The organism is Streptomyces sp. NPDC048288, assembly GCF_043201555.1.
In the GTDB taxonomy this organism is placed as follows: Bacteria; Actinomycetota; Actinomycetes; order Streptomycetales; family Streptomycetaceae; genus Streptomyces.
The window spans coordinates 1,297,844-1,311,558 of record NZ_JBICZD010000001.1 but is presented as its reverse complement, the minus strand read 5'-3'; the positions used below and the strand labels follow the sequence as shown (position 1 = coordinate 1,311,558).

General features: G+C 70.8%; 15 protein-coding genes and 1 pseudogene. 6 read left to right on the top strand and 10 right to left on the bottom strand.

The annotated features are described in order from the left end of the window. Positions 1-76: 76 nt before the first annotated feature. The 6 genes from ACGFZS_RS05895 to ACGFZS_RS05870 all read right to left on the bottom strand — a co-directional run bounded on the left by ACGFZS_RS05895 (position 77) and on the right by ACGFZS_RS05870 (position 5,338). Positions 77-973, bottom strand: coding sequence for an SCO1860 family LAETG-anchored protein (locus ACGFZS_RS05895; protein ID WP_393794026.1), 897 nt, complete (start codon positions 971-973; stop codon positions 77-79). Between the two features lie 142 nt (positions 974-1,115). Continuing rightward, on the bottom strand, positions 1,116-2,207 hold the full coding sequence (locus ACGFZS_RS05890; protein ID WP_393794025.1) for an amidohydrolase family protein: 1,092 nt from the start codon (positions 2,205-2,207) through the stop codon (positions 1,116-1,118). 5 nt (positions 2,208-2,212) lie between these two features. After that, positions 2,213-2,839 carry a hypothetical protein gene (locus tag ACGFZS_RS05885; RefSeq protein ID WP_393794024.1) on the bottom strand — a complete coding sequence of 209 codons (627 nt, stop codon included), beginning with the start codon at positions 2,837-2,839 and terminating at the stop codon, positions 2,213-2,215. A 44-nt stretch (positions 2,840-2,883) separates the two neighbouring features. Next, on the bottom strand, positions 2,884-3,657 hold the full coding sequence (locus tag ACGFZS_RS05880) for an amino acid ABC transporter ATP-binding protein (RefSeq protein WP_393794023.1): 774 nt from the start codon (positions 3,655-3,657) through the stop codon (positions 2,884-2,886). Further along, a complete protein-coding gene (locus ACGFZS_RS05875) occupies positions 3,654-4,487 on the bottom strand; it encodes an amino acid ABC transporter permease (protein WP_393794022.1) in 834 nt (277 codons plus the stop codon). Before ACGFZS_RS05875 ends, ACGFZS_RS05880 begins: the two co-directional genes overlap by 4 nt. Beyond that, positions 4,484-5,338 carry a transporter substrate-binding domain-containing protein gene (locus tag ACGFZS_RS05870; protein ID WP_393794021.1) on the bottom strand — a complete coding sequence of 285 codons (855 nt, stop codon included), beginning with the start codon at positions 5,336-5,338 and terminating at the stop codon, positions 4,484-4,486. Before ACGFZS_RS05870 ends, ACGFZS_RS05875 begins: the two co-directional genes overlap by 4 nt. A 197-nt stretch (positions 5,339-5,535) precedes the next feature. Between ACGFZS_RS05870 and ACGFZS_RS05865 the strand changes: the two genes are divergently transcribed. The 6 genes and pseudogenes from ACGFZS_RS05865 (at position 5,536) to thpD (ending at position 10,430) form a co-directional block, all read left to right on the top strand. Further along, positions 5,536-6,636 (top strand): pyridoxal-phosphate-dependent aminotransferase family protein, encoded by a 1,101-nt coding sequence (locus ACGFZS_RS05865; protein WP_393794020.1) that lies wholly within the window; start codon positions 5,536-5,538, stop codon positions 6,634-6,636. Positions 6,637-6,693: 57 nt separating this feature from the next. Next, positions 6,694-7,043, top strand: a pseudogene (locus ACGFZS_RS05860) (DUF664 domain-containing protein); the annotation flags it as partial. Positions 7,044-7,314: 271 nt separating this feature from the next. Beyond that, complete coding sequence (gene ectA, locus ACGFZS_RS05855; protein WP_393794019.1) at positions 7,315-7,830, top strand: diaminobutyrate acetyltransferase; 516 nt, start codon at positions 7,315-7,317, stop codon at positions 7,828-7,830. Positions 7,831-7,841: 11 nt separating this feature from the next. Then, positions 7,842-9,113 (top strand): diaminobutyrate--2-oxoglutarate transaminase, encoded by a 1,272-nt coding sequence (gene ectB, locus ACGFZS_RS05850; RefSeq protein WP_393537541.1) that lies wholly within the window; start codon positions 7,842-7,844, stop codon positions 9,111-9,113. A gap of 28 nt (positions 9,114-9,141) precedes the next feature. Next, positions 9,142-9,540 carry an ectoine synthase gene (locus ACGFZS_RS05845; protein WP_355727268.1) on the top strand — a complete coding sequence of 133 codons (399 nt, stop codon included), beginning with the start codon at positions 9,142-9,144 and terminating at the stop codon, positions 9,538-9,540. 2 nt (positions 9,541-9,542) lie between these two features. Next, entirely contained in the window at positions 9,543-10,430 is an 888-nt protein-coding gene (thpD, locus tag ACGFZS_RS05840; RefSeq protein ID WP_393794018.1) for an ectoine hydroxylase, read from the top strand. A gap of 71 nt (positions 10,431-10,501) precedes the next feature. Here the strand turns inward: thpD and ACGFZS_RS05835 are convergent, their stop codons facing one another. From ACGFZS_RS05835 to ACGFZS_RS05820, 4 genes are all read right to left on the bottom strand, one after another. Next, positions 10,502-11,563 (bottom strand): aminotransferase class V-fold PLP-dependent enzyme, encoded by a 1,062-nt coding sequence (locus ACGFZS_RS05835; protein WP_393794017.1) that lies wholly within the window; start codon positions 11,561-11,563, stop codon positions 10,502-10,504. A 97-nt stretch (positions 11,564-11,660) separates the two neighbouring features. Continuing rightward, on the bottom strand, positions 11,661-12,377 hold the full coding sequence (locus tag ACGFZS_RS05830; protein ID WP_393655750.1) for a DsbA family oxidoreductase: 717 nt from the start codon (positions 12,375-12,377) through the stop codon (positions 11,661-11,663). Between the two features lie 88 nt (positions 12,378-12,465). After that, positions 12,466-12,969: a GNAT family N-acetyltransferase gene (locus ACGFZS_RS05825; RefSeq protein WP_365680833.1), complete on the bottom strand. Its 504-nt coding sequence runs from the start codon at positions 12,967-12,969 to the stop codon at positions 12,466-12,468. Positions 12,970-13,033: 64 nt separating this feature from the next. After that, on the bottom strand, positions 13,034-13,642 hold the full coding sequence (locus tag ACGFZS_RS05820) for a DUF1349 domain-containing protein (RefSeq protein ID WP_359220646.1): 609 nt from the start codon (positions 13,640-13,642) through the stop codon (positions 13,034-13,036). Positions 13,643-13,715: the final 73 nt, after the last annotated feature.

Below are 13,715 nucleotides of genomic sequence, written 5' to 3'. Positions count from 1 at the left end.
CTGCGCGCGCCGTGGGCGGGTGCGGGTGCGTTGTGGCTGGTCGCGCAGTTCCCCGCGCCCCTAAAAGACGGGCATGCTAGCGGCGGCGTCGGGTGAGAGTTGCCGCTCCTCCGCCTGCCGCGAGCAGGGCCAGCGCTCCTCCGACCATGTAGGGGGTCAGTGAACTGCCGCCTGTCTCCGCGAGCTTGGTCTGCTTGGCCGGGGCGCCCTGGGGTTGGACGTCGGTGACGGGGTCGGTCGGGTCCGCCGGTGCCGGTGGGGTCTGGCAGGTGGCCTTCGCGAGGGTGAGTGTTCCCTCCACGTCGGCGACGTTCAGCTTCAGCGGGTTCACGGAGACCTTGAGTTCGAGGGCGCTGGCGGCGGCCGTGGTGGAGGTCGTCTCGCGGTGGGAGAGGTCGAGGCGGACCTCGCCGACGCCGGGGACCTTGACGTCGGTGGGGCCGCCCGCGCTGAGGGTCACCCGCTTGCCGAGCACTGTGACAGCGCCGAGCACGTTGGCGGAGGCCTCGGGGCGCTTGCCGGTCTCGCAGGTGGCGGTGGAGGTGACGGTGTCGAGTTCGACGAGGGAGAGCAGGGGCAGGCCGGGCAGGTGCAGCCGGGCGTGGGCGAGGTGGACGGAGCCCTCGGCGCGGGTGTCGGAGACGGTCGCCCTCGCGGCGGCGACGTCCGCGCCGAGGACGCTGAACGGCTTGCCGCCGTCGACTCCGTCGAGGGTGGCGGTCAGGGCGGTCCGGTCGGCGCTGCGCGGTGCCTGGACCTCGTTCAGCGAGACCGCGAGCGGGACGTTCACGGTCTTGTTCAGGAGGGAGACGTCCAGGCCGGTGCGGAGGACGACCGCGCTCGCGCGACCGTGGTCGGCGGTGGCGTGCGCGGTGCCCGCGCCGGCCAGGGCCGCGGGACCGGCGGCCAGGGCCGTGGCCGTCGCGACGGTCGCGAGACGGCGTGCGGGCATGCGGAAGGCGTAGCTGTTCACTGTGGTGGGACCCCCAGAGGAAACTTGCTCGGGACCCGCCAAGAATTACGCACTGTGGGTGAACGGGCAGCAATCCTGCGTTACTTCACTCATTAGTGGACTTTCCGTGAATCTATTCGACCCCACCGGCACAGGAGTTCCCTTACTCCACGACCTGCCCGTTCAGCACCACCCGCCGGGGGGACGCGAGGACGCGTACGTCGGCGCGCGGGTCGCTCTCGTACACCACCAGGTCCGCCGGTGCGCCCTCCTCCAGGCCGGGCCTGCCGAGCCAGGCACGGGCCGCCCAGCTGGTCGCCGCGAGCGCGTCGAGGGGCGGGATCCCGGCGGTCACCAGCTCGGCCACCTCGGCCGCGACCAGGCCGTGCGCGAGGGAGCCGCCGGCGTCCGTGCCGACGTACACCGGGATGCCGGCGTCGTAGGCGCCCCGGACGGTGTCGTAGCGGCGCTCGTGGAGTCGGCGCATATGGGCGGACCACCGCGGGAACTTGGTGTCGCCGCCCGCCGCGAGCTGCGGGAAGGTGGCGATGTTGACGAGGGTCGGGACGATGGCGACGCCCCGGGCGGCGAAGAGGGGGATCAGGTCGTCCGTGAGGCCGGTCGCGTGCTCGACGCAGTCGATGCCGGCCTCGACCAGGTCCTGGAGGGAGTTCTCGGCGAAGCAGTGGGCGGTGACCCGGGCGCCGAGCCGGTGGGCCTCCGCGATCGCCGCCTCCACCGCGTCCCGGGGCCAGCTGGGGGCGAGGTCGCCGAGGTCGCGGTCGATCCAGTCGCCGACCAGCTTGACCCAGCCGTCGCCGCGCCGGGCCTCCTCGGCGACGTAGGCGACCAGGTCCTCGGGCTCGATCTCGTGGGCGAAGTTCCTTATGTAGCGGCGGGTGCGCGCGATGTGCCGGCCGGCCCGGATGATCTTCGGCAGGTCCTCGCGGTCGTCGACCCAGCGGGTGTCGGAGGGCGATCCGGCGTCCCGGATCAGCAGGGTGCCCGCCTCGCGGTCGGTGAGGGCCTGCTTCTCGGCGGTCGCCGCGTCGACCGGGCCGTGCGTGCCGAGGCCGACATGGCAGTGGGCGTCGACGAGTCCGGGCAGCGCCCAGCCGTCCACGGTCGTGATGTCACGGGCGGCGGCGGGACGGTCGTAGGAGATCCGACCGCCCACCACCCACAGTTCGTCGCGGACGTCCTCGGGTCCCGCAAGGACCCGGCCCGTCACGTGCAGCACCGCTTGATCGCTCATGGGCCTCAGCCTAGGACGACGGGGAGCCCCTCATCGATACGGCTCAGCAGCCGGCCGCCGTGCACGCGCGGGGCGTCGAAGCCGCGCGGGCAGTCCTCGCCGTCCGCGCGGAGCACGTCGGGGACGAGGACCGAGGCGGGGTCGACGTCCTGGGCGAGGTCGAGGTAGGCGGGCGCGACGACGGCGCCGTGCAGGGTGCCGCCGACGAGGTCGGGGCTGAACTCGCCGGACAGGACGGTCACCCTGGCCCGCAGGTCGCCCTCGATCATGACGAGCTTGTCGGTCATGTTGCCTATGAAGGCGTCCACGGTGACGCTGCCCAGCACCAGCAGCTTGGCGTCGCCTTCGAGATAGACGTGCGCGGCCCGCAGGTCGCCGAGGACGATCAGCGCCGGGCAGCCGTCGTCGACGTTGACGATGCTGCCCTCGACGGTCAGGGCACCGTCGACCACCACGCCGGTGCCGGAGGTCTCCAGGGCGTCCAGGTCCAGCCCGCCCGCGATCGTGAGCGGGCCGGGGTGGACGTCGTACGGCTCCTCGTAGAGGTTCTCGTACGACGACTCGGGCAGCCCGCGCCGCTCGAACAGGGCGACGGTCTCTTCCCAACCCTGTTCCAGGTGCTCTGTGTTCATGGCCGAACCCTCGCACACGGCACTGACAGCCGGACCTCGCCCGCCTAGTCCGGGGTCTCCTCCTCCACCCGGGCCATGGCCGGGTCGAGGAGCCGGGACAGGAAGTGGCGGGTCCGGTCGTGGGTGGGGGCGCCGATGACGCGGTCGGGGGTGCCGTCCTCGACGATCACCCCGCCGTCCATGAAGACGACCCGGTCGGCGACCTCGCGGGCGAAGGTCATCTCGTGGGTGACGACCATCATGGTCATGCCCTCCTGGGCCAGCATCCGCATCACCGCGAGGACATCGCCGACCAGCTCCGGGTCGAGGGCCGAGGTCGGTTCGTCGAAGAGCATCACCTCGGGGCCCATGGACAGCGAGCGGGCGATCGCCACGCGCTGCTGCTGGCCGCCGGAGAGGGAGGCGGGGTAGGCGTCCGCCTTCTCGGAGAGGCCCACGCGGGCCAGGTTCTCGGCGGCCACCCGTGCCGCCGTCGCCTTGTCCCTGCGCAGCACCCGGCGCTGCGGGAGCGTGAGGTTCTCGGTGACGGTGAGGTGCGGGAAGAGGTTGAACTGCTGGAAGACCATGCCGATCCGGCGGCGGACGGCGTCGATGTCGACGTCGGGGTCCGTCAGCTCCGTGCCGCCCACGAACACCTGGCCCTGGGTGGGCTCCTCCAGGAGGTTGACGCAGCGCAGCAGGGTGGACTTGCCGGAGCCGGACGGGCCGATGACGCACACGACCTCGCCCTGGCCGATCTCCAGGTCGATGCCGCGCAGCACCTCGTTGTCGCCGAAGGACTTGTGCAGGCCCTTCACCTCGATCTCGGGTCGGCTCATTTCACGGCCTTCCGGGCCTTCGCCTCCATGCGGCGTACGACGAAGCCGAGCGGGATCGTGACCAGCAGGTAGCACAGGCCGGCGACGAGGATCGGCGTGGAGTTGGCGGTCGTACTGGCCAGGTCGCGGCCGTACTTGGACAGTTCGCGCTCCTCCAGGGTGACGCCGAGGAAGAGGACCAGGGAGGAGTCCTTGAAGAGCAGGACCAGTTCGTTGGTCAGGGGCGGCAGGATGATGCGGAACGCCTGCGGGACGATGATCGAGATCATCGCGCGGGCGGGTGAGAAGCCCAGCGAACGGGCCGCTTCCAGCTGGCCCTTGGGGACCGCCTGGATGCCCGCGCGGATCGTCTCGGCCATGTAGGCGGCGGCGACCAGGCCGAGGGCCAGGGCCACCTTGCCGTAGGTGCCGCCGATGATCTCCGTGCCGGGGAAGGCCAGCGGGACCGCGACCCCGATGAAGATGAAGATCAGCAGGGCGGGCAGGCCGCGGAAGATCTCGATGTAGACGCCGGCCAGCCAGCGGTAGGGGCCGACGGACGACAGCCGCATCAGGGCTATCACCATGCCGAGCGCCAGTCCGACGACGAAGCCGGACAGGGTGTAGAGCACGGTGTTCTTCAGCGCCAGTGTGATGACGTCCGGGAACATCTGCTTCGCGATGTCCCACTGGGCGAACTGGTTCCGCAGCCGCCCCCAGTCGGCGGCGACCGCGAAGGCGATCACCGCGGCGACGAAGACGACGTACTGCGCGCCGCGCGACAGGCTGCGCCTCTGACGCCGGGTCAGGCCCTTTCTTCGGGGCTGGAGTTCCGTGTCCGCGGCGGTCATGACGCGGAGGGCGAGGCGGCCGACTCGTCGTAGGGGCCGATCCACTTCTCGTAGAGCTTCTTGTACGTGCCGTCGGCCTTGGCGTCGGAGATCGCCTTGTTGATCGCGGCGACGAGCTCGGTGTTGCCCTTCTTCACCGTGAAGCCGTACTGCTCGCCGGTGTTGATGTTGCCGGCGAGCTGGAAGGCGTCCGCGTTGGCCTTGTCCTTCAGCCAGCCCTGGACCACCGGGTAGTCGATGATGACGGCCTTGACCTGGCCGGTGCGCAGGCCGTTGAGGACGGCGTCGGAGGACTCGAAGGAGACCGGGTCGAAGCCCTGCGCCTTGGCGTAGTCCTCGCCGGTGGTCTGCGCCTGGGCGCCGAGCGGGGCCTTCTTGGCCTTGGCGTCGGCGAGCGAGGTGATACCGCTGTTCTTGGTGACGAGCAGGGCCTGGGTGGCGTCGAAGTAGGGGTCGGAGAAGTCGACGTTCTTCTTGCGCTCGGCGGTGATGGTCATGCCGGCCGCGGCCAGGTCGCACTCGCCGGAGTTGAGGAAGGCGCCGGTCTTGAAGTTCTCGAAGGGCGTGTCGAGGATCTGCTGCTTCACGCCGAGGTTCTTGGCGACGAGGTCGATCATCGAGACGTCGAAGCCCTGCACCTTGCCGTCGATCTCCGACTGGAACGGCGGGTAGGGCAGGTGGGTGCAGGTGGTGAGCTGGCCGGCCTTGACGAGTTCGACCCCGCCGGCGGCGGTTCTGGAGGCGCTGGAGCCGTTGCCGCTCGACGTGCAGCCGGCCACGAGGGCCAGCCCGGCCGCGGCGGTGACGGCGGCCAGGGCGCGAGCCCGGCGGCGCCCGAGGAGCGTGGTCACGAGACCTCCAGAAGTCTGTGGGGGAGCTTTGTGTTCCGGTTCTGCGGGTTCCGATTATAAGGAGATGTTTGGGTCTCTCAAATCAAACCGATGGCCGTGGAGCCGTCCGGCCTAAGAAGTCGCCGGTCGGGGCCGGTGATCGCCCTGCCGGTTACGCTCATCTGGATCTCCCCGCACCGACCGAAGAGAGCACCGCCGTGACCCACCCCTTCCTCGACCTGCCCCCGCTGAGCGCCGCACACTTCGCCGCGATCGAGGACCGGGTGGCCCGGCTGCTGGATACCCGCCAGGACGTGGTGATCATGCAGGGCGAGGCGCTGCTGCCGCTGGAGGGCGCGATCCGGGCGACGGCGGGGCCGGAAACGGTCGCCCTGAACGTGATCACCGGCCCGTACGGGCAGACCTTCGGGAACTGGCTGCGGGACTGCGGTGCGACCGTGATCGACCTCGCCGTGCCGTTCCACACGGCGGTGACGGCCGCGCGGATCCGGGAGGCGTTCGCCGAGCGTCCGGAGATCGACTTCGTCTCCCTGGTGCACGCGGAGGCGGCCACCGGCAACACCAACCCGGTCGCGGAGATCGGTGAGGCGGTACGGGAGCGGGGCGCCCTCTTCTACCTCGACGCGGTCGCCTCGGTCGGGGCGGAGCCGGTACTGCCGGACGCGTGGGGTGTGGACCTGTGCGTGATCGGGGCGCAGAAGGCGATGGGCGGCCCGGCGGGCGTCTCGGCGGTGTCGGTCAGCGAGCGGGCCTGGGCCCGGATGGCGGCGAACCCGCGCGCCCCGCGCCGCTCCTACCTCTCCCTGCTGGACTGGAAGGAGCGCTGGGTCGACGGCGGCCGCAAGGCGCTGCTGCACGCGCCGGCCCAGCTGGAGATGCTGGCGCTGGAGGCGTGCGTGGAGCGGATCGAGGCGGACGGCCTGGACACGGTGATGCGGCGGCACCGTACGGCCGCGCTGGCCACCCGGGCCGGGGCGGTGGCCCTCGGCGGCGGCCTGACGCCGTACGTCCACGAGGAGTCCGACGCGGCACCGGTCGCCACGACCCTGCGGGTACCGGCCGGCGTGGTGGCCTCGGACCTGGTCGCCGAGGCCCTCGCGAGCGACGACACCCTCCCACTGGCCGCCGGCGGCGGCACCCTGTCCGGCGAGATGATCCGCGTCAACCACTACGGCGCCGACGCCACGGCACGCGCCGTCCAGTCGAGCCTGGCGGCCATCGGCGCCGGCCTCGCCAAGCAGGGCCTGACCGTGGACCTGGAGGCCGCCCGGCGCGCGGCGGAGTCCGCCTGGCGATAGGGGCCGAAAAGCGGCGGGTGCCACCACCTCCCACTCCCGACCGGCGCCGAACGCCCCATGCTGGAAAGCTGGCTGGACTACCACCGGGCGACCCTCGCCCTGAAGTGCTCGGGCCTGGACGACGAACAGGTGCGGACGGCGTCGGCGGCGCCGTCCGCGCTGACGCTGCTGGGGCTGGTGCAGCATCTCGCCGAGGTCGAACGGAACTGGTTCCAGCGGGTGTTCGCGGGGCTCGACGTGGCTCCGGTGCACGAGGACGAGACGGGGTACACGCTCGACCCCGGGCGCGGGCTCGACGAGGCGCTGGACGTGTGGCGCGGGGGCGGGAGTTGTGCGCGGGGCGGTCGCTCGACGACACCGGGCGGATCTCCGGTGGCCCGCTGGACGGTGTCGAGGTCAGTCTGCGCGTGAGGGTATCGACGGTGTTACCGGGGCCTGAATTCAGAGCAATTCCGAATTCCCTTTCGGTGGATGGCTTACCCGAGTTCTTCTGCCCGCTTTTTGCGGAGCTAAACAGGGGAGATTTCATCCGGGTTTCAACCCTGTGACACACTCCACATGTCGGGGGTTTTTGTCTGGTTTGTGGTGGGAAATATCGGTGGATAAGGGCACCCAGAGATGAGCTGACAAGACCACTCGCCGTGCATTTTTGTATTTGCCTCGCTAAATTCAAGCCGCATGACTGCCCCACAAGCAGACCTGACCGTCGAGCGCCCGCTGGTGACCGACGGCGCCGCTCTCTGGCGTATCGCGAAGGATTCGAGAAGCCTCGATCTGAACTCCTCCTACAGCTATCTGCTGTGGTGCCGGGATTTCGCCGGGACGTCGGTGGTGGCGCGCGGCGCGGACGGTGAGCCCGTCGGGTTCGTGACCGGGTACACCCGGCCGGACCGGCCGGACACCCTGCTCGTCTGGCAGGTGGCCGTGGACGCCGCGCAGCGCGGACGCGGTGTCGCGGCACGGCTGCTGGACGGCCTCACGGCCCAGGTGGCGGCCGACCGGCCGCTCACCGCCGTCGAGACCACCATCACGCCCGGCAACACCGCCTCCGAGCGCCTGTTCACGTCGTACGCCGCCCGGCACGGCGCCGCGCTGGAGCGCTCGGTGCTGTTCGAGGCGGGCGAGTTCCCCGACGGTCCGCACGACCCCGAAGTCCTGTACCGCATCGGCCCCTTGACCCCCACATCGCACTGAGGAGCCCTACCGTGACCATCACCCAGCCCGACCTGAGTATCTTCGAGACCCTGGAGTCCGAGGTCCGCAGCTACTGCCGCGGCTGGCCGACCGTCTTCGACCGTGCCCGGGGCAGCCGGATGTACGACGAGGACGGACACGCGTACCTGGACTTCTTCGCCGGCGCCGGGTCGCTCAACTACGGCCACAACAACCCCGTACTGAAACGGGCGTTGCTCGACTATCTGGAACGCGACGGGGTCACCCACGGCCTCGACATGTCGACCACGGCCAAGCGGTCGTTCCTGCAGACGTTCCAGGACCTGGTGCTGCGGCCGCGCGACCTGCCGTACAAGGTCATGTTCCCGGGGCCGACCGGCACCAACGCCGTGGAGTCCGCGCTGAAGCTGGCGCGGAAGGTGAAGGGGCGCGAGGCGATCGTGTCGTTCACCAACGCCTTCCACGGGATGTCCCTCGGTTCGCTGGCCGTCACCGGCAACGCGTTCAAGCGGGCCGGGGCCGGGATCCCGCTGGTGCACGGGACGCCGATGCCGTTCGACAACTACTTCGAGGGGACCGTGCCGGACTTCCTCTGGTTCGAGCGGCTGTTGGAGGACCAGGGGTCGGGGCTCAACAAGCCCGCCGCGGTGATCGTGGAGACCGTGCAGGGCGAGGGCGGCATCAACGTCGCCCGGCCCGAGTGGCTGCGCGCGCTGAAGGCGCTGTGCGAGCGGCAGGACATGCTGCTGATCGTCGACGACATCCAGATGGGCTGCGGACGCACCGGCGCCTTCTTCTCCTTCGAGGAGTCGGGGATCGTCCCGGACATCGTGACGGTGTCCAAGTCCATCAGCGGGTACGGGCTGCCCATGTCGCTGTGCCTGTTCCGGCCCGAGCTGGACGTGTGGGAGCCGGGCGAGCACAACGGCACCTTCCGCGGCAACAACCCCGCCTTCGTCACCGCGACCGCCGCCCTGGAGAGCTACTGGAGCGACGGCCCGGCGATGGAGAAGCAGACCCGGACCAAGGGCGAGCAGATCGAGCAGGGGCTCATCGCGATCGTCGAGGAGAACCTCGCCGACGTGCGCGAGTACCGGGGCCGGGGCCTGGTGTGGGGCCTGGAGTTCCACGACAAGGAGCGGGCCGGGCGGATCGCCGCGCGCGCCTTCGAACTCGGGCTGCTCATCGAGACGTCGGGACCGGAGAGCGAGGTGGTGAAGCTGCTGCCCGCCCTGACCGTCACCCCGGAGGAGCTGGACGAGGGGCTGAGCATCCTCGCCCGGGCCGTCCGGGAAACCGTCTGAAACACCAGCTAGGAGGCATCGCAGAACCGTGATCGTCCGATCGTTCAAGGAAATCGAAGGCACCGACCGGCATGTGAGGTCCGCGTCCGGTACCTGGGAGAGCAAACGCATCGTCCTCGCCAAGGAGCGGGTCGGCTTCTCGCTGCACGAGACGATCCTGTACGCGGGCACCGAGACGTCGATGTGGTACGCCAACCACATCGAGGCCGTCGTCTGCGTCGAGGGCGAGGCCGAGCTGACCGACCGCGAGACCGGGACGTCGTACACGATCACGCCCGGGACCATGTACCTCCTCGACGGGCACGAACGGCACACCCTGCGCGTCAAGGAGGACTTCCGTTGCGTCTGCGTGTTCAACCCGCCGGTCACCGGGCGGGAGGACCACGACGAGAACGGCGTCTATCCCCTGCTGACGGAGGAGGGCTGACCATGACCACGATCACCGACCTGTACCCGAGCCGTGGTCCCGTCGAGGTCACCGTCCCCCGCAAGGACCCGGTCGTCTGGTCGGCGCCCGGCGCGCCCGGGCCGTTCGCCACGGACCGGCTGGAGGCGTTCGACCGCGACGGCTTCCTCGCCGTCGAGCAGCTGATCGCCGACGACGAAGTCGCCGTCTACCGGCAGGAGTTGGAGCGACTGGTCGCCGACCCGGCGGTCCGGGCCGACGAACGCTCGATCATCGAGCCGAAGTCGCAGGAGATCCGGTCCGTCTTCGAGGTGCACCGGATCAGCGAGATCTTCGCGAACCTGGTGCACGACGAGCGGGTGGTCGGCCGGGCCCGGCAGATCCTCGGCTCGGACGTGTACGTCCACCAGTCGCGGATCAACGTCAAGCCGGGGTTCGGGGCCAGCGGCTTCTACTGGCACTCGGACTTCGAGACCTGGCACGCCGAGGACGGCCTGCCGAACATGCGGGCCGTGTCGGTCTCGATCGCGCTGACCGAGAACCACGACACCAACGGCGGGCTCATGATCATGCCGGGCTCGCACAAGACGTTCCTGGGCTGCGCCGGCGCCACGCCCAGGGACAACTACAAGAAGTCCCTGCAGATGCAGGACGCGGGCACCCCGTCCGACGAGGCGCTCACCGCCATGGCGGGCGAGTACGGCATCAAGCTGTTCACCGGCAGGGCCGGCTCGGCGACCTGGTTCGACTGCAACTGCATGCACGGCTCGGGCGACAACATCACGCCGTTCCCGCGCAGCAACGTCTTCATCGTGTTCAACAGCGTGGAGAACGCGGCGGTGGAGCCGTTCGCGGCGCCGGTCCGCCGGCCCGAGTTCATCGGCGCGCGGGACTTCACGCCCGTGAGGTGACCGCTCCGTGAGCCGCCGGGCCGGGATCTCCTCGTGTGGGACGGGGGGTCCCGGCCCGGCCGTGCCGTCGGTCAGCCGGCCAGGACGTCCAGCAGGCGGTCCACGTCGGCGGGCGTGTTGTACAGGTGGATGGCGGCCCGCAGGTTGCCGGCGCGGTTGGAGACCTCGATGCCCGCCCGGCTCAGCTCGGGCTGCCGGCCGCCGAGCCCGGGGACCGAGACGATCGCGGAACCGGGGGCGGCCACCGGCTCGTGCCCGAGGCGCGCAAGCCCGGCCCGGAACCGGTCGGCGAGGCCCACGTCGTGGGTGTGGACGGCGGCCAGGCCGAGTTCCTCGATCAGGTCGAGCGAGCGGCGCAGGCCCGCGCACGTGAACAGGGCGTGGGTGAGGTCGAACCGCCGTGCGGAGTGGGCGAGTTCGGCGACCGGGCCGTAACAGCTGTCCCACGGTTCCTCGCCCGCGACCCAGCCCGCGAGGAGCGGGGTCAGGCCGCCGAAGTCCTCGGGGAGCACGAGGAAGGCCACGCCGTGCGGGCCGAGCAGCCACTTGAAGGCGACGGACGCGGTGAAGTCGAAGGCGTCGGCGTCCATCGGCAGCCAGCCGGCGGCCTGGGAGAAGTCGACGTAGGTGCGCGCCCCGTGGGTGCGGGCGGCCTCGCGCAGCGCGGGCAGGTCGGCGATCCGGCCGTCCGCCGACTGGACCGCGCTGACCGCGACCAGGGCGGTGTCCGGGCGGACGGCCTCGGCGATCCGCTCCAGCGGCACCGCGCGGACCTTGAGGTCGCCGCGGACGTGGAAGGGGTTCAGTACGGAGGTGAAGTCGTCCTCGGCGGTGAGCACTTCGGCGCCGACCGGCAGCGAGGCGGCGATCACGCCGGTGTGCGCGGCGACCGAGGCGCCGACCGCCACCCGGGTCGGCGGGACACCGGCAAGCCGGGCGTATCCGGCCCGGCACGCCTCGACGTCCTCGTACAGGGAGGTCAGCGGCCGCCCCTCGGCCCGCAGCAGTGCCGCCGCGTGCAGGGCGGCCACGGTACGGGCGGGCAGCAGGCCGCTGCTGGCGGTGTTGAGAAAGGTGCTCTGCGGGGTGAACTCGGCGCGGACGAGGCTCTCGAACGTCTCCGTGGTCTCCATGCGTCCACTCTGCGGCCCACGGAACCCCCCGTCCATTGCGCATCAATACGCGGAACCGCTAAGCGCTGCTTATACGACCGCCCCGACCTGCCCTTTCTCAGTGCTGTGGGACCGCGCACCCGTCCGGCCCACAGGCCTCGGCGCCGCCCTCGTCGATGAGCTTCAGCGGGGAACGCGCGTCCCAGGCCTGGCCGAGCGCCTGGGCGAAGAGCTCGGTGGGCTGGGCGCCCGAGACCCCGTACTTCCGGTCCAGCACGAAGAACGGCACCCCGTTCGCGCCGAGCTCGGCGGCCTCGCGCTCGTCGGCGCGGACCTCGTCGGCGTAGGCGGCCGGGTCGGCGAGCACCTCACGCACGGCCGCCGCGTCCAGCCCGGCCTCCACGGCCAGCTCGACGAGCCGCTCGGGGCCCTCGGTGAACAGGGACCGCTCCTCGGCGAAGTTCGCCCGGTAGAGGATCTGGACCAGCTCGTCCTGGCGGCCCTCCGCCTTGGCGAGGTGCAGCAGCCGGTGCAGGTCGAAGGTGTTGCCGTGGTCACGGCCCCGGGTGCGGTAGTCGAGACCCTCGGCGGCGGCCTGCGCGCCCAGGTTGTCCTCGCCCGCCTGGGCCTGCGCCTCGCTCATGCCGTACTTCTTGCCGAGCATGGCGAGCACCGGCTGGACGTCGTCCTTGGCACGGCCGGGGTCCAGCTCGAAGGAGCGGTGCACGACCTCGACCTCGTCACGGTGCGGGAAGGCGGCGAGGGCCTTCTCGAAGCGGGCCTTGCCCACGTAGCACCACGGGCAGGCGATGTCGCTCCAGATCTCGACGCGCATGTTCTCGGCTCTCCAGGTAGTGAAGGGGACGTCTCCGAACTACCTGAACCTTCAACCAGCCCGCTTCATTCCCCCGTCGTTCCCCGCTTCATTCCCCGCGCACCGCGTACCGCAAATACAGATGGTGGTCGTCCTCGGCGGGCGGCTGCTCCGGGTCCGGCACCCAGCCCTGCCGGGCGTAGAAGGCCTGGGCCCGCCGGTTGTCGACATGCACGTCCAGGACTGCCGTCCGCCTGTCCTCGGCCCGCCACTGCTCCACACAGGCGGTGTGCAGGGCGGTGCCGATGCCGGCCCGCCAGCGCCCGGGGTCGACATGGAACTGGAACAGCTTGACCGTTTCGGCGGGGGCGCCCTCCGGGGGCCGGAACGAGGCGACGCCGATGATCTCGCCCGCCTCGACCGCGCACAGCACCTGCCCGTCGGGCCGTTCGACGGCGGAGCGCCAGGCGGCCGTCCAGTCCATCCCGTCGTCCGGCAGCCCGTCCGGGTAGTACGTCGAGCGGGCCCGGTGGTGCAGCGCGGCGATCTTCTCCGCCTCGGCGGACAGCGCCGTACGGATCACACGGAGTCCACGCACACGGTCACTGATCATGCAACGGAGGACGCGCCCGGGCCCGCGCCGGTTCCCCGCCGCCGCGCCGCCCCGGCGTTCCCGGTCAGCTGCCGTCGCGCAGATCGGCCGGCCAGTCGGTCCTGAACTCGAGGTGGTCGTACGTCACCACGCACCCCTCCCCCATCGGCGACTGCGTCATGAAGCCGACCAGCGCGCCCCCCGTCTCCTTCTCGCCGCCCAGGGTGAACAGCCGGACGAAGACCCACTTCTTGCCGTCGCGGGAGGCGTGGAAGGCGAGCGCCCGCCCGGTCCGGCTGATCCGCAGCCACACCGAACTGCCCTCCACCGTGAAGGCGTTGGAGTCGTCGGAGTGCCCCCGGGTGACCACCGTGCAGACGGTCGGCACGTCCGGGGAGTTCTCCAGACAGAGCTTGGCCCAGGCCCGGTCGCCGACGTGCACGTAGAGCACCCCGGCGTCGAAGGCGGCACCGAACCCGACGGTGACCCGGGCGATCAGCTGGAAGTCCCCTTCGGGCGCCCCAAGGAGCCGGGGCGCATCGGAAGCAGGATCCAGCGCCTCCCCGGTCGGCGACACGAACCGGTCCTGCCGGGCCCCGGCCCACCCGGTGAGCACACCGTCCTCGTAGAACCAGTGCCCGTCGGGCCCATAGGTACGGAGGGGGAAAGGAAGTTCGGGAAGTTCCACGTCCATGGTCAGATTGTGTCAGCAGCCGCGCCCCGTCAGGGGCGCGGGGAACTGCGCGAGCAACCACATCGAACCGGCA